Origin of the sequence: Kitasatospora sp. NPDC098663, assembly GCF_044760075.1 — a bacterium.
Classification (GTDB): Bacteria; Actinomycetota; Actinomycetes; order Streptomycetales; family Streptomycetaceae; genus Kitasatospora.
On the sequence record NZ_JBIWAP010000005.1, the window covers coordinates 73,549 to 93,232 of the forward strand.

The window sequence follows — 19,684 nt, forward strand, 5'->3', positions numbered from 1 at the left end:
CGCCCCCTCGACCGACCAGCACTCCCAGGCCCGCACGCAGGAGGCGAACACCATGGCGGTGACCGACCAGGCCATCGAGAAGATCAAGGAAATGATCGTCTCCGGCGCCCTGCTGCCCGGCGCGCGACTGCCCAACGAAGCCGACCTCGCCGACCAGCTCGGGCTGTCCCGCAACTCGCTGCGCGAGGCCGTCCGGGCGCTCACCGCGATGCGGATCCTCGTCCCCCGGCAGGGCGACGGCACCTACGTCTCCGGCCTGGAGCCGCACCTCCTGCTGGAAGCCATGGCCTTCGCCTCCGACGTCTCCCGCGGGCACACGGCCCGGCAGCTCCTCCAGGTACGGCGCCTGCTGGAGCCGCAGGTCACCGCCCTCGCCGCCGGCCTGCTCACCGACGACCACCTGCGAACGCTGCGGGCCGTCCTCGACCAGAGCGCCGCGGCTGCCGGCATCGAGGAGTTCATCGAGCTCGACATCGAGTTCCACCGCACCATCGCCGACGCCGTCGGCAACCCCGTGCTGTCCACCCTGCTCGGCATCCTCTCCACCCACACCCAGCGGCTGCGCATCGTGCGCGGTACACACGACGCCCCTGCCCGCGAGCAGGCACACCGCGAACACGAGGCCATCTGGCGGGCCCTGGTCGACCACGACGCCGTCCTGGCCGCCAGTGCCAGCACCGTGCACGTCGCCGCCGTCGAGGACTGGCTGGCCGCCGGCACCGACCCCCCGGACCTCGACGCCATCGCCTGACGGCGGCGTGCCGAATCCCGCACATCCGTTCCCCTCCCCCTCAGCGCGCAAGACCCCCACGACCCAGGACGGTCTGACACATGAAGAGCCGAACCATCCGGACCACCTGCACGGGCTGCATCGCCGTGTTGCTCGCCGGCTGCCTCACCGCCTGCGGTGGCACTGATGACCCCGGCGCCCGCCCCCAGATCGGCATCGACATCCCCCGCGCCGACTCCGACTTCTGGAAGGCGTACGCGAAGTACCTCCAGCAGGAGATCAACGACCAGCAGCTGAGTGTCCTGCCCCCGACCCGTTCGAACGGCGACGACGCGACGTTCACCGCCAACGTCCAGTCGCTGGCCGCCCGACATCCCAAGTCCATCGTCATGGCGCCGCAGAACACCATGACCACCGATTCGACACTCTCCGAGTTGTTCCGTGCCAACATCCACACGATCAGCGTGGACACCGAACCGGAGCACGGCAGCGTCTACATGGTGGTCCGCACCGACAACAAGACGTACGGCACCAAGGCCTGCGAGTTCCTCGGCAAGCAGCTCGGCGGCAAGGGCAAGGTGGCCGAGCTCCAGGGCGCACTGACCTCCATCAACGGATACGAACGCTCCGAGGGGTTCGCCGCCTGCATGAAACGCAACTACCCCGGTATCCAGGTGATCGCGCTGCCCACCGACTGGAAGGGCGACGTCGCCTCCGCCAAGCTCCAGTCCACCCTCGCCGCCAACCGGGACCTGAACGGCATCTACCTACAGGCCGGCGGCGTCTTCCTCCAGCCCACCCTCGACCTCCTGCGCCAGAAAGGCCTGCTCAAGCCCGCCGGCCAGCCCGGCCACATCACCATCGTCTCCAACGACGGCATCCCGCAGGAGTTCGACGCGATCCGCAAGGGCGACATCGACGCGACCGTCTCCCAGCCCGCCGACCTCTACGCCAAGTACGCCCTGTACTACGCCAAGGCCGCGGCCGAAGGCAGGAAGTTCCAACCCGGGCCCACCGACCACCAGTCGACCATCATCACCCTGCCCAACGGCCTGGAGGACCAGCTCCCCGCTCCCCTGGTCACCAAGGAGAACGTCGACGACAAGTCCCTCTGGGCCAACCACGCCACGGGCTGACCGAGGCGGGCTGACCGAGGCGGGCCCCAGCACCAGGCCGGCATCCACCGCACCAACGGGACACGACGGGACTCCGGTCCGTGCGCCACCACTGATCGCTCTCGGGCACGTCCGCGTGGCACATCGTTCGACTTCTTCGGTTCGTCCGTGTTTTGGCTCCGGGCAGCAGGGCACGCGCCGTTCAGGGAGGTCCGGATCTACAAGCGGAGGACCCACATGTCAACAGGGACCCTCATCGCAGTCATCGCCATCGTCATCGTCCTCCTGGTCGCGTGCGCGCTGGTGGCGACGTTCGCCATCCGCCGCCGCCATCTGCAGGAGCGGTTCGGCCCGGAGTACGACCGGACCGCGGAGGCGAAGGACGGCCGCTTCGCCGCCGACCGGGAGCTGCGCAAGCGCGAGTCGCGCCACGACTCGCTGAACATCAAACCGCTGTCACCGGGTACCCGTGACCGGTACGCCAAGGACTGGGCACGGGTGCAGGAACAGTTCGTCGACCGGCCCGACGACACGGTGCACGAGGCGGACCGGCTCGTCACCACGCTCATGAGCGAGCGCGGATACCCGACCGAGGGATACGAGCAGCAGCTCAAGGACCTCTCGGTCGAACACGGGAACGTGCTGACGCACTTCCGGACCGCTCACGAGGTCAACGACCGCAGCAGCCGCCACCAGGCGACCACGGAAGAACTGCGGGGCGCCATGGTGCACTACCGCACCCTGTTCGAGGAACTGCTCCACAACGGTGACCGTCCGCAGGGCAGCCGTGCGTGAGCCCCGGACCTGCGAGTCGAGCCGACGGGACGCACCCGGCGACGGCCGCCGACCGGAACCGCCGAGAGGGAAGTGAAGAGATGCACAGCCGAGCAACATCCGAACCGCGCGAGGGCGGCCTGTCCACGGAGGATCTGGCCGGCGCCCGACAGGACACCGACGAACGGAGCGATACCGCCGGGGCGGATTCGCCACCGGCGTTCCCCGGGGAAGCCACCACCGAACAGCGGAGCGGTGAGCAGGAGTTCACGCTCGAAGGCCGCGACCGCGAGCAGAGCTACGGGCAGGAACGCGGACAGGAAGAGGATCAGGAAAGGGGCTACACCCAGGCATCCGAGCCGTCCGAACCGTCCGAGCCGTCCAAGCGCACCAAGGACCCGGAAGCCGCCGAGAACGAACCGCTGCTGGGCGGGCAGCAGGAGGAGTTCCGCTCCCGGTGGCAGAAGATCCAGGGCGAATTCGTCGACGACCCGCGCAGTGCCGTGTCCGCGGCCGACAATCTGGTCGCCGAAGCGATGCAGGCACTCGCCACCACCTTCTCCGCGCACAAGCAGGACCTCGAAGGCCAGTGGCACCGCGGCGACGAGGTGCCGACCGAAGAACTGCGCGTCGCGCTCCGGCGCTACCGCTCGTTCTTCAACCGCCTGCTCAACACCTGAAGCAACGGGGCCGAAGCAACGGTTCCGAAGCCACTCCCCCGACCTGCGACGACCGAGTTCCGTTCGGTCCTCGCCCAAGAAAACCGAACAGGTTCTTCGGGCCTCCTGCGAACTTCAGGAGGCCTGCTGGCTGATCGGACCGGGCGACAGCAGGCGCGACACGAGGGTGCGGGTCCATTCGGCGGTCAGGGGCAGGGCGGTGAAGACGGCGCGGTAGTAGAGGGGCGCGAGTACGGCGTCCGCGGCGTGTTCGAGGGTCGGGGGCTGTTCGCCCCGGGCCCGTTCCCGTCCGAGGATGGCTTCGAGCCCTTGCTCGCGCTCTCCGCGGCACGCCGCGGCACCTTGTTCTCCGCCCGTGCCGATGGTGGCCCGCACCAGGGCGAGGGTGTCCGGGTCGCCGAGGTCCTTGGCGAGGTCGGACGCGTAGCGCTCCAGGTCCCCACGGAGGCTCCCGGTGTCCGGCACCACGATGTCTCCGGTGAAGCGGCTGGTCGCGACGTCGGCGAGCAGTTCGCCGACGGAGCCCCACCGGCGGTAGACCGTGGTGGCGTGCACACCCGCGCGGGCGGCCACCACCGGAATCGTCAGCACGTCGGGGGAGCCTTCGGTCACCACTTCCTGGACGGCCCGGTGCACAGCCGCTCGGACTTTCGCGGAGCGGCCGCCGGGCCGGCTGCCGTTGCCGGACGGAGGGGGCGTCGTAGCGGTCACGCGGCCAGTATCGCATCGATCACTGCTTTTTAGGTTTTCCCCGGGCAAGCCCCTGAACTGCGGAAACGCTGACCAGTTGGCCACTGACCTGCGAAAATGCCTCTCTGGGACTCTCGCGACCTCTCCGCGTTTCTCGGCCTCATGTGTGCCGATTCCGTGCTGCGAGATGCCCCCCGGCACTCTGGCCACCGCCGACCGCCTCGCTGCCCGGCCGCTCGACGGCCCTACAAGTATGGCAGGCCCACCGCCCCTCGCGGGTACCGAACAGGGCTGGACATCGCTGCGGACCTACGTGTGGCAGCGCCCCCTCACCCACCTCAACCATCACGGAACGTGACCAAGGAGCTGACCTTACACATCGACACCATCACCCCTCAGCGGTTCGACGAACTGCTCTGGGACTCGACCATTCCTGTCGCTCACCGCGCCTTGTGGGTGCTGCTCACGGAGGTCAAGTTAAACCTTACGGACTTCCTTTCTCTCGACGTCCGGGACCCGACCGACACCACGTTGTCAGCCGCTGGCGCGTCGAAAACTGGGTTGACGGAGATGCTGATCCCGGAGTGCGCCTCGATCCTTCTCCGGGAGACCATCGGTGACCGTGTGGAGGGCGCCATCTTCACCGAAGGAGGGAAGGCCATGTCCCGAGAGGCGGCGACTCGGGCCGCACGCCAGTACGCCGGGTGCTCGATCCACACCTTCCGAAACTCCGGGTTCGAATGGAAGTCCAGGCCGGCGGACTGAGTCGCGGCTACCCGGTCGATAGAACCTGTCGGCATCCCGCAGGAACTGTCGGTCTGCTGCGTCCACCAAGCAGGAAACCAGCGGCGGCGCGGGCACCAGGGCAGGCAGAATTGGGTGACCACTGATGCTCAGCTGCGGGGCGGCCGTGCAGGAACTGCGCTTCGAGAACGACGTCCGGTTCACGCTGGAACTGGACGAGCAGGTGTGGCTCAACCGCTCGATCGGCGGCCACGAACTGCGAGTCCAGGCCGCGGTCAGCGTATCGCCGCTGAGTGAGGCCGGGAGATTCCTCTCGCTGGAAGCAACCTTGTTCGGGTTCGCGGCCTCCCCGATCAACCGGGCCCAACTCGGGCGGGTGACGGCGAACCTGGCGTACACGCGGACCGTCACCGTTCATCAGCAAGCCTTGGTGTTCCCGCTGACCACCGTGCAGTTTCACGCGATCGAGGCCGGCCGGTCTGGCGACGCCCGGTTTGAGGTGGAGGTGTCGGCGACGCTTCCGCAGGCGGCGGGTTACCCCGGCACCGCAATCATTGTCGGCCGATTCCGACGACACCGGGCTTGGCGCGTAGCGCTCCGGGGCACCGCCAGCCGGCCCGGGTTGGCATGCCGAACCCCGTGGTTCAGCCGTTGCCCCAGCCTGCGATCCGATCGGCCCGGTGGACCTGCGCGAGCTTGAAGCCGACCTCCGCGCTGGCTACCTGACGTACGCGGAAGAGAACCTCGACGCCGCGGCTCTCCAACGACAAGCCGTCGTTCTGACCAACCAGGTCAACGCGGCGCGCGACCTCGCGCTGGACCAGAGCCCCCTCGGTCAGGTCCGCAGCAACTCCGCGCTCCGCGCGCTGTGCGAGCAGGCAGCAGGCTACCGGCCTGCTCGGAACACTGGGCACTGCTCCTCGGAGAGGAGGGCCGTTTCGACGGTCGACGTGCCCCGGTTTAGCGAAGGCGCGGTCCCTGCTGGTCCTGCCGGATCTGCCACGGGCGCGGCTGGACCGGCGGGCGCTGCCCGCTCGGGCGCTGGCCGGGGCCTCAGCCTGACGCGGGTCACCGGCCTCAACTCGGCGGCTGACGACCTACGCCTCGTCACCCCGGTCGTCGTCGGGCAGCATCTCGCCGAACCGCTCCAGCACCTCCTCCGGCCCTCAGGCGAAGGCGCGGCCGATGTACTCCCAGGTCATCAGGTTGCTGCGTGCCTTGCGGCCGGCCAGCAGCGCGGTCGAACCGGCGGCGCGCTCGAACTGAGCGGCCGCACGGGCGGCGGCGTACGGCTCGCTCTCCGTCAGGCGGACACCATCCGCGACACCGCCGTCACGCAGCCGCTGCTCGTAGCCTCCGCGCTGGTCTCGGCGGGGCAGCTCCTCGCGTCCACCGAAGACGTGTCCCGCCGCCCCGGCCTTGACGGCCCTGGTATCGGCGATCAACGAGCTGACCCCGGACGGGAACCCCGGCGGGCCCCACGAGCGGGCCTGCTGTCAAATGATCTTGCATCTCAAGGTCGTAGGTGGCGGCTACCAGGGCAGTGCTTCCCCGCCGAACGGGAACCAGCCGACGACGACGTCGGGATTCCCGGCGGGCTTTCTCACCGTGATCTTCCATCCTTTGACCAATGGCAATGTCACAGGGATGGCGTTCCGGACGGCATAGGTCTGGGAGTCCTGGAAGCCACCGTCCGGTCGGAACTCGACGTCGATGCGCACGGTGGAATTGCCGCCGTCGCCGGACATGGTGCGGATGGTCAGAATCCCGTCCGTTGGGATCAGTGCTTCCTTTTCCGGAACGGCATTCCTCAGCTGATAGTGGTGGTAGCCGAACACCGTGGCGGTGCCGCGCAGTTCCAGATCGTTGTTGACGGCGAGTCTGCCGTGGGTAGTGGCTCCGCCGTAGACATCGAGGTGACCGACTTCGAGGTCGGGTTTGTCGACCATGACGACGGCGGTGAGGGTGTGGATGAGGGTGTCCGGGCCAGTGGTGACCTTGGCCTGGAGCATGAAGCCGGTGGGCGCGACGAGGGGTTCGGGGGTGGTCCAGGTCCGGACGCTGCTCACGTCCCTGTTGTCACGGCCCCAGAACATGGTGTATTCGGCGTCCGAGCCGTCCCACTTGAGGGTGGCGTGTTCGCCGTTGTCCACCATGACCTTCTCGGGGCGGAAGTTGCGGAAGGCGAATTCGGCGGGGAACTTCGCGACCGACGAGGGCGTGCTCTTCTCCGTAAAGCCACTGCTGGTAGGTGAGGTCGTCTCGATGATCTCGATGCCGGCATTGCCGGGCGTCTTGTTGACCTCGATCTGGGAGACGACGAGGGTCAGGTGCCAGTCGGTGAACTGGGGCGGGCGGTTGGGGGTGAACTCGAAGACCTGCCAGTCCCCTGAGGCGTACCCGTCTTTCGGCGTCCAACCGCCGCCCTGCTCCGGGGCGGTACCGCCTTCCACCGCGGAGACGATCGCCGTGCGATTGTCGGTGAGGGCGTTGGCGCCGGTGCCGATACGGATTCTGACGGTGAGCTTCTCGCAGTAGGCGGGGCCCGTTTCCCCTCGGGTGACGGTGATGTCCAGCCGTCCGCGCACCGGATCCTTGTCGGTGCTCACCGCCAGCGGATCGGGCTCGGACTTCATCGCGTAGGACAGCAACGCGTCGGCGGACGTCAGATACGTGGACATGAACTGCCTTTCTCCTGATGGCATGTGAGGAGTGTCGGGATCAGTCGGTGCCGGCCGGGCGCAGCTGGAGGTAGCCGGCACGGGCCTCGGCGCTGGGACCTCCGGGGGAGGCGTAGGTGTCGGCGGGCGCGATCGGGAACTCCAGCCAGTCCGGTACTGCCGGTCCGGCGCCCTCGCGGGGTTCGGCCCAGGTCCAGGTGCCGTGCCAGGCTGCCGGGCGCGGCATCACCAGCTCGTCGTGCTGCGGGAAGCCGCTGCGCAGCGCTTCCTCGGGGTCGAGTGGCGGACGGACCGATGCCAGCAGGGGGTTGAGGAGGAAGGAGGCGCGGATGTTCTTCAGGGCCTGGTGGACGAGGTCCGCGTCGAGCTGGAGCACGGCGATCGGGAGGATGTCCGTGATCGCGTGGACGGGGGTGTGCGGTTCGGCCAGCAGGGTGAGGTGGTGGGTGATGGTGTCGTCCGGCTGCCGCGCCGGCAGGGCGAGGTCCTGGCCGGTGGTGATCTGCCGGAGGTAGGGGTGGTCGCCGGCCGGGGCGGTGGCGTTCAGCTGCTGGTAGTCGATCTCGTCGCCGGCCTCGCCGGTGGTGGCGTAGTAGCCGATGAGTCCGTCGGTCAGGCTCTGGGCGTCGCCGAGGCGTACTGGCCAGGTGTAGGCGGGGTAGTCCTCGCTGGGGGGTTCGAGTACGGTCGCCCAGCTGGGATTGGTCAGTGGCGGTCCCTGGAGGTCGATGGCGAGGTCCGCGCGGAGCAGGGCGATCGGGCGGCCGATGAGCTTGGCGGGGACGGCGTCGTCTTGCGCGGCGGGGTCGACGATCAGGTCCAGCGTCCGGTCGATCGTGTCGAGCAGTGCGGTGAACGCTGAGGGTGCCTCGGGTTGGCCGCGCAGTCCGGCGAGGAATCCGGCCAGGACGGGGAAGGCTGCTCGGAAGTGCGCGGATGTCGGGTCGGGGTGAGGCGAGTGCGGCAGGGGGTTCCAGGCGATGGACTGCGTGGTGTGGAGAACGCGGAGTTCACCGAGAGGATCTCCCCCGGGGGCGTACACCATCAGGGTCCGGTCGAGGTGGTTCACCAGCAGCCAGCCTGCGAGAGGCGTCGTGGGGGCGGCGCTGTCGCGGGCCGTGGGGGCCGAGGTGTAGGCGGCTCCGGTCGAGGAGTTCACGGCGTCCAGCCGGACCCGGGCGTCCTGGAGGATGCGCGGTGGGAGTTGGATGAAGCGCTGGTTGCCGACCGCGTCCGGGAACAGGGGTCGCTGCCGGTGGTCGGGCGGTGTGACGCTGGCGGCGCGTACGGGGGTGAACTGTTCGATGTGGTTCTGCCGGTCGTTGACGATGTCGACGGTGCGTCCGAAGCGGTCGATGATCCGCAGGTCGTGGAAGAAGAACTGGCCTGCGCGGACGGGCTGGAACACCTCGGCGTCGGTGTGGTCGTAGTCGCCGGGGATCGGCCGGGTGCCGCTGTCGCCGAGGAGGTCGGCCATGTCCGCGGGGGGCAGCAGCCGCGGGCCGCCGCCTTGCAGGAGCAGCCAGTCGTTGAATCCGTCGAGGGTCTGCGACAGCAGGTCCAGCTGGCCCATGTCCTCGCGCAGGGTGGCGATGCCCAGGCTGCTCGCCTGCGGGTAGGTCTCCAGGTAGCGGGCCAGCTGCGCGCGTACGACGTGCCGTGTGGTGGGGGTCAGGAAGGAGCGTCCGCGGAAGAAGCGGCGGCGTGCGGAGCTTTCGTCCGTCGCGGTCGAGCCGGTGCCCTTCCACTGGTAGGTGGTGCCGTCGAACTCCCAGTTGTCCACCCCGTCGCTGCGGTACGGCGTGGGTACGTAGCGCAGGTCCCACTGGATGTACAGGGGCAGCCACGGCTGGCGCCACGGCGCGGTGTACTCGGCGATCCGGCCGGTGGCGTTCTGATCCGGGTCGGCGATCGCGTCGTGCAGCGCGGTCGGGCCGGGGTCCGTGGCCGTGGCCCAGACGGCCTGGTCGAGCAGCGCGAACTCCTGGAGCAGGGCGAGGCAGACGTCCGGCAGCCCGGTGAGGTTGGGCTTCGCCGGGTCGGTGGGGCGCTCGACGAGGCCGGCGCCGATCCTGACGGACTCCAGCAGGTCCGAGGCCAGTCGGCAGGGCAGGGGCGTGTCGCGGGTCAGGTCCTCGAAGGTTCCCGCGCCGTCGACCACGACCACCGGATCGGCGGGGCTGTGGAAGGCGGGCACGGCGTCCCGGATCAGCCGCGTGCCCTCAGGCAGCCGTTTGTCGGCGACGTAGGCGGCGATCGCCTCTTCCAAATCCTCGGGCGTCGTGCCGTGGGGAAGCTGCGCCGCCAGTGTGGCGGCCTGTTCGTGTGTGGTTCTGGTCCGGGAGGCGAGGCTGTTCGGGTCGGTGAGGGACAGCTGTGCGTCGGCGGCGGTGTCGAACTGGGGAGGGTGCTGGCCCTCGACGATGCTGCGGGTGCGCAGCCAGTACAGGCTCCAGGTGCGCCACTGCAGGTGCTCCAGTTCGGCGAGGAGCCGGTCGTACTGCGCCTGCCGCGCGTTCAGTTCCTGCAGCCAGTCCGGGGTGGCGTCGCGGCCGGTGGTGCGGCGGGTCGGCTGCGATCCCTGTGCCGGTCGATCCGCCAGGCGCCAGGTGTAGCCGCCGGTACGGCCGGCGAACCACGTCGTGCGCAGGGACTCGGTCAGGTCGCCGGGGCCCTCGGAGGTGTCGAAGGTGTCGATGGTGCCGTGGCAGAGGGCTGAGAGCAGGTCGCCGGTCTCCGCCGAGCGGGTCTGGTTGGCGGCGAGCGCGGCGGCGGCCTCGGCGGTGCTGTGCCCGACGGCGACGGTGATGTCGGCGATCTCCGGCTTGTCGGAGGGCGGCTGGAAGTCGTTGTACTGCCATGTGATGCCGAGCGCGGTACCCGAGTACAGCGAGCGTTCCAGGTCCTGTGGCACACCGCCGGGCAGCGCCCAGTTCAGGGCGGCGAGAATCGCCTCCGGGGAGGTGTCGTCGGGCGGGAGCAGGCCGGGGATCGAGATCGCCTGCTGGAGCAGGTCGATCGGGTTCTCGGAGTACCAGCCGACCACCAGGTAGGACAGCCGGTTGTCCGGCGGGTGGAGGTCGACGTCGGCCTGCAGGTCGCTCAGGTCGTCGTGGAAGGAGAAGACGTCGCGATTGTAGGGGTGGTAGGCAGCGAAGTCGGGCAGCCCGGGGCCGACCGCGGTGAGGAAGGGCTCGCGGCGCGGCGGCTCGTGCCAGGGCTCGGCGTCGCTCAGTCGCTGGTGGCGGCCGAGGAACTCGCGCCCCTCGCCGGGCAGTTCGCGCGGGAGGTACCGGTTGGTGCCGTAGGGCAGGGTGCCGTCGAAGTCCGCCGCGGTGTAGTCGGCCTCGCGGTAGTCGCTGTGCACGATCCAGCCGGCGGCCCGCACGTCCTGGCGGGACTGGGGGGCCGGCTGGTCCGGGGCGTCGAAGTAGCGCACCACCAGCCAGCGGTTGGGCACCAGGGGCCAGCTGGTCTCCTCGGTGTCCGGGTCGTAGTGCCCCGCGGTGAGGGCCTCGGGCAGCTGCCACATGAGGTGGACGCCCCGGAAGTCCTCAAGCCGCTCCTCCTGCTGCCCGTTGCCCGGGGAGGGGACCAGGCTGAGGCCGTCCTCCAGCATGCCCGCGTAGTCGGCGTTCCAGCGGGTGAAGGGGCCGCCGGCGGTGTGCACCAGGTGGTTGTACACCAGGGCGTGCAGCCGGATCGGTACGATCAGGTCGGTGTCGCTCATCTGTCGTCCCTCTCAGGCGCTACGGTCGGTCGGCTCGCGGCGGGTGGAGCCGGCGGGTGTCAGGCGCTGCTCGATCGGCGCGTTGACGAGTTCGAGGGCGAACTGCGCGGGATGCAGGTCCGTCAGCGGGGGGAACGCCGCCGCGAGTTGCCTGGCGAGTCCGTCCTCGCCGCGCAGCCGCAGCACGTCGGCAGGGCCGTCGCCGTGGGCCGGGCGCAGGTAGTGGGAGAACACGGTGTCCGTGCCGGTGGGGAAGTACTGGCCGGGCAGCGTGGCGCCCAGCGGTGGGGTGGTGCCCGCGGTGAGCTGGCGCAGGCCGATGACCTCGCGGCCGTCGAGGGTGGTGTCGATGCCGAAGTGGATGCCCTCGCTGGGCTCGCGGATCATCACCTCGTCCGGCACGCCGTCGAACAGACAGAGCATCATGTCCGGCGCCGGGTGGTCGCGGCGGACTTCCGTCAGAGCCCGACCGTCCTGGGTGGCGGCGATCCGCATCTGCGGCCAGGCCGGGACGAGGTCGGAGCGCAGCAGCAGCCCGGCCTGCGGGTAGGTGCCGCGCTGCGCGGTGCCGGTGGCCCGGCGCAGTGCCTGGTCGCAGGCGACGTCCAGGGTGGTGCTGGTGGCGACGTCGCGGGCTCCGGCCAGCAGTGCGTCGATCCAGGTCGGGTCGACACGGAACAGGCGCAGGCTCTCCGGAGGCAGCATCCGGAAGTCCGGGACCAGGTAGGAGAACGGCACCAGTCGCAGTTCGCCGAGCTCGTCGAGCCGCTCGCTGAGGCCGTCGGCGCGGCGGCTCGCGGTGGCGAGCAGGGCCGCCTGGCGGGGCTCGGCAGCCAGCGCGGCGCGGGCGGCGGCCCGGCTCAGCCGGGGCGGCTCGGTGGCGGTGCGTGCTGCGGGGTCCTGCGGGAGCTGCGGTGCGCGCAGGGCGTCGACCAGGCTCCGGCCGCCGCGGTCGCGGGCCAGGCGGGCCAGCGCGGTCAGGCCGGGCCGGGCCTCCGGTTCGGCGGCGGCGACCTGGGAGCGGGTCGGGTCGGCGGCGGTGGCCATCAGGCGGGTGGCGGTGTTCGCCAGTTCGCGCCGGGCGCGGGTCATCTCGGTCGCGTAGCTCGGGTCGGCGATGGCGATGGTGCGGCCGAGTGTCCAGGCGGCGGCGTAGGAGACGTCGAAGACGCCGTAGTCCTGGTCGTAGATGAGTGCGTGGTCGGCGGTGGTGCGGGGCGTGTCGGTGCCGATGCCGGGAGCCGGCCGGGCGGTGAGCGGGGTGAAGGGGCCGCGGTACCAGGCGTAGCTCTGCTCGCCGGTGATCAGCCGGTGCGGGACGGGGACGTAGCCGAGGTGCAGGCGGTCCAGGGCGTACTGCTCGTCGGGGGTCGGCGTTTCCGGCGCGGCGCTCGGCCGGGGCGTGCGCAGGGCCAGTTGCTCCGGGTCCTCTTCGCCGGGTCGGACGAGGTTGTTCAGGATGCCTGCCGCGTCGAAGGCCGCGTCGGGGTCGTTGCGGAAGGACCAGGACCACAGCGCGCACAGGCGCACCGTCTCGGTGCCCTCGGGCAGGCTGCCGTCCAGGTGGCGGTCGAAACCCTCCAAGGAGACCAGGTGCACGGCGTAGTCGCCGGCGGCGCGGGGGAAGCGGTTCGCGGTGACGACGCTGAAGGTGCCCTTCTCCAGGATCTCCCCGTCGGCCAGCAGCGCCGGTTCGGCCACGTCGCGCACGTGCGCCAGGTAGTAGAGCTCCTCCTCGGTCGGCAGGATCGCGGTGAACAGCGAGGCCGGCACGTCGATGCTCCGGCACTGCCCGTCCAGGGTGGTCTCGGGCAGATCGGTCAGGCGCGGCCCCAGCACGGTCGGGTCATCGGCGGCGATCAGTTCCCGGACCGTGAGCTGCTCGGTCAGGGCGATGCCCTCCGGATCCCCGGGCAGCTCACCGGCCCGGAAGACCAGCAGGGCCAGCCACGGTGCGCGCTTGTCCGCCAGCCGCGACCACTTCGGCTCCCGCTCCCAGGGCAGGTACTCCTTGGTCAGCGTGATGTGCGGCAGCACCAGGCGGAAGTCGCCGTCCGCCGCCCGCGCGGGGTAGACGGCCTGGACGGTGGCGCCGTCCAGCACGAACTGGGCCGCCCGGATCTCGAAGTCGTGCTCGACGGACGGCAGCGGGTCGCTGCCGTCGATCGGGTTTGCGCCGTCGCTGAGCCGTTGTTCCAGCGTGACCGTGTAGGTACCCGCGGTGGCTCGCGGGCTCATGTGGTCGACGAAGGTCACGTTCAGGTCCGGCTGCGTGGCCGTCAATGCGGCGGCTGCCTCTGGGGAGAGCGGTCGGGTAGCCATGGTCAGCCCGCCATCGTCGTCGCAGGGAGCACCAGCGGTGCGTCGGTCAGGGTCGTCTCGGCTCGCTGCGCGTAGCCGGCCAGGGAACCGTCCTCGGCCGCCAGGTCCAGGCCGAACCGGTCCAGCGCGGCGTGCACGGCGCTTCGGCGGGAGCGGATGCCGGGGGCGGCGACCGTCTGCGCGATGATCCGGGGGCCTGCGGAGTCCTGGGCCGGGACCGGGCCTGCCGCCGCCGGGTCGCGCAGCGGGGTGCGTCCGTGGGGCAGTTGCTCCGATCCGAGCGCGGCCGAGGTGATCGGGCCGACCTCGTCGCCACGGGTGGGCGGCGGTACCTCGATCAGCAGCCCGGAGGCCTTGTCCGCGATCATGCCTTCGTCGAGGCTGGGCTTGCCCGGCTTGCCCCACAGGGCGCTCGGGACGTCGCGCGTGATCGGGGTGATCTTCCAGCCGTAGCCCTGCCAGTCGAAGTACTCGGCGCTACGGTTGCGGTGGATGGTGACTCGGTGTTCCGAGGTGAGGCCCGTCAGCCCCATCGGGCGGATGTGCACCGGTACGCCGTTGGACGGCAGTTCGTCGTCGTTGACGTAGAGCGCCGAGGCGGGGATCGCCGACTCGGTGGCGAGCTCGAAGCCGGCCGAGGTGATCAGCGTCGGCGCCTCGACAGCACGACGTGCGGCCAGTTCGCCCGGGTCGACGTCGGCGAGCAGCCCGGCCAGCGGGGTCATGGCGACCGGGTCGGGTAGCTGGGCCCGGAACTCCTTCCAGTTCGAGGCCGGCAGCGACGGGCGGGCGGCACCGAACCCGAAGCTGAAGGAGACGAACCAGACGTGGACGGTGACCCGTCCGCCGAGCTGCGGGGTCCACAGGTCGATCTCGACGCCGACCTCGATCTTGACCCTTACCTTGACGAAGAGGACCTTGATGGTGAACGCGACGCCGATCCGCACGCCCAGCGAGAGTTCGAGGTAGAACGGGTTCCACTGGATCAGCACGTCCAGGTGGGCGGTGAACCACGCCGAGAGTAGACCCTTGTCGTACGTCGCCTCCAGCCGTCCGCCGAGCATGAGCGCGTTGGGCGTGAGCGCGGTGTAGCCCTGGGCGCTGACCCGCAGCTTGTCGTCCGGGGACCAGACGAAGCCCAGCCTGGCCGGCACCGGATAGTGCCCCGGCGGCTGGTACGAGGGGTGGTAGCCGCCCGCGCTGATGGCGAAGTCACCGCGCCGGGACCCTCCGGTCCAGACATAGACGGCGATCCCGCCGGTGAGCCGCACGGACTCACTGAACACGAACGAGCCGTCGGCGACCGCGACGTCCATCGACAGCAGGCCCTCGGCCTGTACGTAGGCGAGCTTGAGGTCGATGTTGAGCCGGGCGTGGACCTTCCGCGCGGTCGAGGCGTTGCGCGGGAACGTCACGCTGGTGCGGCCGAGCAGCATCACGGCGAGCCTGTTGCCGAACTCGACCAGGGCCAGCGCGCGGCTCTCGATGAACTTGAAGGAGGTGAACTGCACGCCCACGGCGCCCCAGTACTGGTCGGGCACCGGCCTGAGCCACCCGCCCGGGCCCATCAGCTCGTTCAGCATCTCCTGCGGGGTCCGCTCGTCGGAGGCGTCCAGCCGGGCGATGAGCGGGAACGAGTCGAGCTCGTCGATGGCCGGCACCCGCACTGAGCTGTTGACGCCGAAGCCGCCCGACAGCCCGGTGACGGTGAAGGCCGGCGGCCCGAACAGGGCCACACCGCCGGCTGCGCCCGCTTCCCCGAACAGGAACAGCGAGGACCAGCCCTCGCGGCTGCGGGCGTAACTGCCCAGCGCCATCATCGCGAAGAAGCCGGTCTCCGCCGTCACCACACCGGTGATCAGGGCGGAGTAGTCCGGGTCCAGGCGGTTCTCGAAGACGCCGGCGATGCGCAGCGGGGGCTTCTCGATCAGCAGGGCCGCGCCCATGAGGACCGGGGTGACGGAGAAGTCACCCGCGTCGACGGCGATTCCCAGGCCCAGCAGGCCGAACTCGGCCGGGCCGACCGCCAGCGTCGCCTCCAGGGCGAGGAAGACGCGGTCCCCGCTGTAGCCGAGGACGGCACGCTTGATCCGCAGCGGGCCGAACGCGAAGTCCAGGTCCCGGCTGGCGAGTTCTTCCGGCGCGGCAGGCACGGCGACGGTACCCGAGCCGCTCGGCTGCCACACCACCAGCGCCAGTGGCGGCTGCGGGTCACCGCTGATCGCGTAGTCCAGGGCCAGGACCAGGCCGGGGACCGCGACCGCCTCGGCGAACCGGGGCAGCGGAGGGCGGTCCGAGCCGTCCCCGATCGACTCGGCCGCCGCGAGCATGCCGTTGGCTGCCTCCGCCGCCGCCGGGTCCCAGCCGGCGGAGGTGAGCGCGAAGCCCGCCCGGCTGAGGGCGAGGTCGAACTCCGCGGGCACCAGGTCGCCGATCAGGGGCAGTTGGGAGGTCATGGCGGTGATCGCGGCTCCGCCGGCCGCCGCGCACAGGCGGCGCTGCGGCGCTGACGGGTCGGGCAGGGTGACGAAGGCCCAGGTCGTGTAGCCGGCCACCGCGCCCAGCGCCAACTGCCCGGTGCCGGGCTCGTACCACAGTGCCACCGAGGTGAGTGTCGGGATCAGCGCCTGCGGAGTCTCGGGTGCCGTGGCGAGCCCGAACGCCGACACGAGGTCGAGGGCGCCAACCTGTTCCACGCCACCGTCCCAGCGCGCCGCCAGCCGGTGACCGTCCTCGCCGGTGGCCGCGTCGACCGTGAACACCATCTCGCGGATCGCGTCGTCCGCGCTGGGGAGCGGGATCACCAGGGTGCCGGAGAGCCGGGTGGTGGAGCCGCCGGGCTCGGCCTCACACCGGAGGTCCAGTACCGCCGGAGACTGCGTCGCGTCCAGCGCGGAGCGCAGGCCGACGGCGATCCGGCCCCGGTCGTCGAAGTCGACGGACAACCGCTCGACCGTCATGTCGGCGAGGAACTCGGGCGCGGTGAGGCCCAGGGACCGGAACAGCTCCGCGGGCGGGATGTTCTGGGCGAGGCCGGTGAAGGACCAGCCGCCGACCGTGGAGTGTGTTCCGGTCACCGTCATGACGACGCCCTGGGTCAGTGTCACCTGGCCGGCGGCCCCGGTCGAGAGCGAGGGCGACCCGAAGGGGTCCTCGACGGTGAACACGGCCGCCAGGTGGTCGACGGTCACCTTGCCGGGCACGACCTCCCAGGAACTGCCGAGACCGACGGTCATCGACGCCTCGGTCCAGTCGAAGGACACCGGTGCCCTCGACGAGCCGGGCGAGCCGTGCGATTCGCCGGGGGCGTCGGATCCGGCGGCGGCACGGGCTTCGCGAGGCACGAAGGCGATGGCCAGGCCGGTCAGTGCCAGGGCCGCCGCGCTGCCCAGGTCCGGCGGGATCTGCAGGTCACCAGGCCCCAGGCCCGCGAAGGCCAGCAGATCGTCCGGGCTGTCGAGCGGGACGTCGGGGAAGGTGCCGGTGACGAACCAGGTCTGGTCCGACCCCAGCGGCAGATAGCCCCAGACGTAGGGCCGGGGATCGGCCTCGGCAGCGGGGAACAGCAGCTCGACACCGAAGCCGACCCGGGCGGCGTTCCCGTTGTCGGAACTCGACTCGACTCCGAAGACCAGGTGCAACGGGCCGAGTCCCACCCGTGCCAGCGCCTCCGGAACCTGGGCCACTTCGACCGGCAACCCGGGTCCGTCCGGTAGCAGCACCACGTCGATCCGCACCCCCGCGACGTACTCGCCCGGCCCGTCGGGCAGGAACACGACGCGGGCGTCCGAGGCGGCCTGTCCCAGCAGCACGACCTTGCCGCAGACGCTCAGCGCGTCCACGTCCACCAGGACGCCGCTGACCACGTCCAGCAGACCATCCGGCAGGAAACGGGTGAAGAGGTCGGTCATGTCGGCGAAGTCGAGGTCGGCCGGCCCGATCCGGAACGAGCCGTCACCCTGTGCCTTCTCCAGAGCCGTACGCAGAGTCGAGATGGAAAGTGGCACAGCAGGGCTCCCTCTCCGCCCACGGCGAATCGGCACGGGTATTGGCGCGGCCGTAAGACGAGTTCGAACTGTCCGGGCGGACTGACGAGCAGCCGTCGGCTCCCCGGCGCACGACATCCCGGATGCCGTGCGGCCTACAGCGGATGATGGCAGAGCGAATGACGCAGCTTCAGGTGACGCGACCAATCCAGCGATCTCGACCGCTATTTGTTCGCATTCGTAGCAGCCTCACACCTCAATCGATCACGTGTTGATCGCCACGGATCAGCCCTGCTGGTTGAAGCGTGGCCACTTCGCACCTCACCGTTGCAGTGGGCAGCGGCAGGGCGGCCTCCGATGGCTACTGAGTCGCCGTGATCGCATGCCATGTGTGCTGAATGTGTGCGGTAAGCCCTCACGGCCCCTGTCACACCCGCTCTGACCTGCGACTTCACATTGGTCCACATGGGTGAACCCCGCCCAGCGGAAGCAGAGATCACCCAACGCGGTCCACCGGCCGGAAAACCCGCCCTGACCTGCTGTTTCCTCAGAAGAAGCCCCGCGAGGGACATGAGCGCCGCTTTCGCGAAGCAGATGTCACCAAGGGCGCAAAGCGCCTCTGACCTGCGACGATGCCAGACAGGGGCCAGGAAGCCCAGAAGCGAGGGAGCGCAGGATACTCGCCCCGATTGTCCGTTTCGACCTGAAAATATGTCCGTTATGGGTGGGCGTGGACGGTTTCGAACCGCCGACATCTGCTTTGTAAGTGCAGCGATCACTGCGTTTGCGCTACGCTCGAATCGCTGACGCAGCGATCACTGCGAATGTCGCCTTGCCTGTCGACCACTGCTTCCCACCGACCGCCCGATACAGCCTTCACCCCGCCGCATCAGGAGCCACCGTGACGACTGCCAGCAGGATCAAGAAGCACCGCCAGGTTCAGCGATCGGACCGCACGACGATCCGCTACACGGCCAGCGGTCCGACCGGAGGGCCGGTCCTGGCCCTCATCCACGGCTGGGCGTGCGACCGCGGCGACTTCGACGCGGTGATCGACCATCTGCCCGAGGACCACCGCGTCCTGGCGATCGACCTCGCCGAGCACGGCGAGTCGCGGTCGACGCGGGAGGTCTGGACCATGGAGGAGTTCGCCCGTGACGTGGCCGCCGTCCTGGAAGCCGAGTCGGTGGACACGGCTGTCGTGGCCGGCCACTCCCTCGGCGGGGCGGTCGCCGTCGAAGTCGGCCGACTGCTCCCCGACACCGTCTCGCAGGTGGTCGCACTCGACGCACTGCACTACCTGTCCCTGTTCCCGGCGCTGGGCGAGGAACAGGCCGAGGCGACGGTGCACGTGTTCCGGACGGACTTCGCCGCCGCCGTTCGGGGCCTCGTCGAAGGGGGTTCACCCGCCGGGACGGACCCGGCGCTCAAGGACGCGTACGCCGAGAAGATGACCGCGGTGCGCCAGCCCGCGGGCCTGCGGGCCATCGAGGGCCTGGTGCGCTGGGACATGGACGCGGCCCTGCGCGAGACGAGGCAGCCGATCACCGTGTTCGCGATACGCGACCTGGTGACACGGGAAGCGATCGACCGGTACCGGGACCGCCTCGACATCGTGCTCATCGACCTCGGCAGCCACCACTTCCCGGTCGAGGCCCCCGAGGAGACGGCGAAACTGCTCTCCGGCGTCAGGTTCTGACTCGACGCCAGCCCACCGGTGCGCCGCTGCGGGCCGCGGGCCCGCCTGACCGCGAGCGGTCAGGGGGCATCGGCGCTCGTGCGCAGGTGGGCGGGTGGGTGGGCGGGCGGTGTGTCAGGTGGCGATGGTGGCGACGGGTTCGAGGCCGTAGGTTCGCGCGTAGCCGTTCTCGGTGCCGACGAGGAGGTCGACGACCTCGAAGTAGCGGTCCCAGAAGGGGGTTTCGCGCAGTGCGTCGACGAGGAGCCGGTAGGCGTGGTGGTCGTCGGCCTCCCACACCCAGACGTCGGTGACACGAGCGGAGTAGAACTCCGTGTCGTAGAAGCGTGACCGGACGCCGGTGGTCCTGGCCTCGATGGCCGGCAGGACCTGGGTGGTGAAGGCGTCCACGCGTTCCTCGACGGTCAGTGCGAGCCACTCGGGCGTGGTCTTGACCAGCATGAACGCCGTGACCGGCGGTTCGGACTTTTCAGCGGACATCGGGGGGCCTCCGAAGCGGCAGATGGGTCGTGGTCGTGGTTCGCCGGGCTCTG

General features: G+C 70.1%; 14 protein-coding genes. 7 read left to right on the top strand and 7 right to left on the bottom strand.

Annotated elements, in window-relative coordinates:
* The first annotated feature begins 52 nt into the window (after positions 1 to 52).
* The 4 genes from ACIQVZ_RS07145 to ACIQVZ_RS07160 all read left to right on the top strand — a co-directional run bounded on the left by ACIQVZ_RS07145 (position 53) and on the right by ACIQVZ_RS07160 (position 3,299).
* The gene (locus ACIQVZ_RS07145) at positions 53 to 751 is read left to right on the top strand and encodes a FadR/GntR family transcriptional regulator (protein ID WP_350875968.1); all 699 of its coding nucleotides are present in this window, start codon (positions 53 to 55) and stop codon (positions 749 to 751) included.
* An 80-nt stretch (positions 752 to 831) separates the two neighbouring features.
* Positions 832 to 1,866 carry a sugar ABC transporter substrate-binding protein gene (locus tag ACIQVZ_RS07150; RefSeq protein WP_402447819.1) on the top strand — a complete coding sequence of 345 codons (1,035 nt, stop codon included), beginning with the start codon at positions 832 to 834 and terminating at the stop codon, positions 1,864 to 1,866.
* Between the two features lie 216 nt (positions 1,867 to 2,082).
* Positions 2,083 to 2,640, top strand: coding sequence for a hypothetical protein (locus ACIQVZ_RS07155; protein ID WP_402447821.1), 558 nt, complete (start codon positions 2,083 to 2,085; stop codon positions 2,638 to 2,640).
* An 80-nt stretch (positions 2,641 to 2,720) separates the two neighbouring features.
* Positions 2,721 to 3,299, top strand: a complete 579-nt coding sequence (locus ACIQVZ_RS07160; RefSeq protein ID WP_402447822.1) for a hypothetical protein — start codon at positions 2,721 to 2,723, stop codon at positions 3,297 to 3,299.
* Between the two features lie 114 nt (positions 3,300 to 3,413).
* Here the strand turns inward: ACIQVZ_RS07160 and ACIQVZ_RS07165 are convergent, their stop codons facing one another.
* Positions 3,414 to 3,911, bottom strand: a complete 498-nt coding sequence (locus ACIQVZ_RS07165; RefSeq protein ID WP_350875960.1) for a TetR-like C-terminal domain-containing protein — start codon at positions 3,909 to 3,911, stop codon at positions 3,414 to 3,416.
* 432 nt (positions 3,912 to 4,343) lie between these two features.
* On the opposite strand from ACIQVZ_RS07165, the gene ACIQVZ_RS07170 reads away from it, so the two are divergent.
* Together ACIQVZ_RS07170 and ACIQVZ_RS07175 are read left to right on the top strand one after the other, a co-directional pair.
* Positions 4,344 to 4,754 carry a hypothetical protein gene (locus tag ACIQVZ_RS07170; protein WP_402447824.1) on the top strand — a complete coding sequence of 137 codons (411 nt, stop codon included), beginning with the start codon at positions 4,344 to 4,346 and terminating at the stop codon, positions 4,752 to 4,754.
* 145 nt (positions 4,755 to 4,899) lie between these two features.
* On the top strand, positions 4,900 to 5,433 hold the full coding sequence (locus tag ACIQVZ_RS07175; RefSeq protein WP_402447825.1) for a hypothetical protein: 534 nt from the start codon (positions 4,900 to 4,902) through the stop codon (positions 5,431 to 5,433).
* A gap of 466 nt (positions 5,434 to 5,899) precedes the next feature.
* On the opposite strand, the gene ACIQVZ_RS07180 is transcribed toward ACIQVZ_RS07175, so the two are convergent.
* From ACIQVZ_RS07180 to ACIQVZ_RS07200, 5 genes are all read right to left on the bottom strand, one after another.
* A complete protein-coding gene (locus ACIQVZ_RS07180; RefSeq protein ID WP_402447827.1) occupies positions 5,900 to 6,178 on the bottom strand; it encodes a hypothetical protein in 279 nt (92 codons plus the stop codon).
* Positions 6,179 to 6,265: 87 nt separating this feature from the next.
* The gene (locus tag ACIQVZ_RS07185) at positions 6,266 to 7,414 is read right to left on the bottom strand and encodes a hypothetical protein (protein WP_402447829.1); all 1,149 of its coding nucleotides are present in this window, start codon (positions 7,412 to 7,414) and stop codon (positions 6,266 to 6,268) included.
* A 40-nt stretch (positions 7,415 to 7,454) separates the two neighbouring features.
* Positions 7,455 to 11,144: a hypothetical protein gene (locus tag ACIQVZ_RS07190; protein WP_402447831.1), complete on the bottom strand. Its 3,690-nt coding sequence runs from the start codon at positions 11,142 to 11,144 to the stop codon at positions 7,455 to 7,457.
* Between the two features lie 12 nt (positions 11,145 to 11,156).
* Positions 11,157 to 13,427, bottom strand: coding sequence for a hypothetical protein (locus ACIQVZ_RS07195; RefSeq protein WP_402447833.1), 2,271 nt, complete (start codon positions 13,425 to 13,427; stop codon positions 11,157 to 11,159).
* Positions 13,428 to 13,468: 41 nt separating this feature from the next.
* The gene (locus ACIQVZ_RS07200; RefSeq protein ID WP_402447835.1) at positions 13,469 to 17,473 is read right to left on the bottom strand and encodes a DUF6603 domain-containing protein; all 4,005 of its coding nucleotides are present in this window, start codon (positions 17,471 to 17,473) and stop codon (positions 13,469 to 13,471) included.
* An 880-nt stretch (positions 17,474 to 18,353) separates the two neighbouring features.
* Between ACIQVZ_RS07200 and ACIQVZ_RS07205 the strand changes: the two genes are divergently transcribed.
* Positions 18,354 to 19,151, top strand: a complete 798-nt coding sequence (locus ACIQVZ_RS07205; RefSeq protein WP_402447837.1) for an alpha/beta fold hydrolase — start codon at positions 18,354 to 18,356, stop codon at positions 19,149 to 19,151.
* Positions 19,152 to 19,265: 114 nt separating this feature from the next.
* On the opposite strand, the gene ACIQVZ_RS07210 is transcribed toward ACIQVZ_RS07205, so the two are convergent.
* The gene (locus tag ACIQVZ_RS07210) at positions 19,266 to 19,631 is read right to left on the bottom strand and encodes a darcynin family protein (protein WP_350875946.1); all 366 of its coding nucleotides are present in this window, start codon (positions 19,629 to 19,631) and stop codon (positions 19,266 to 19,268) included.
* Positions 19,632 to 19,684 lie beyond the last annotated feature (53 nt).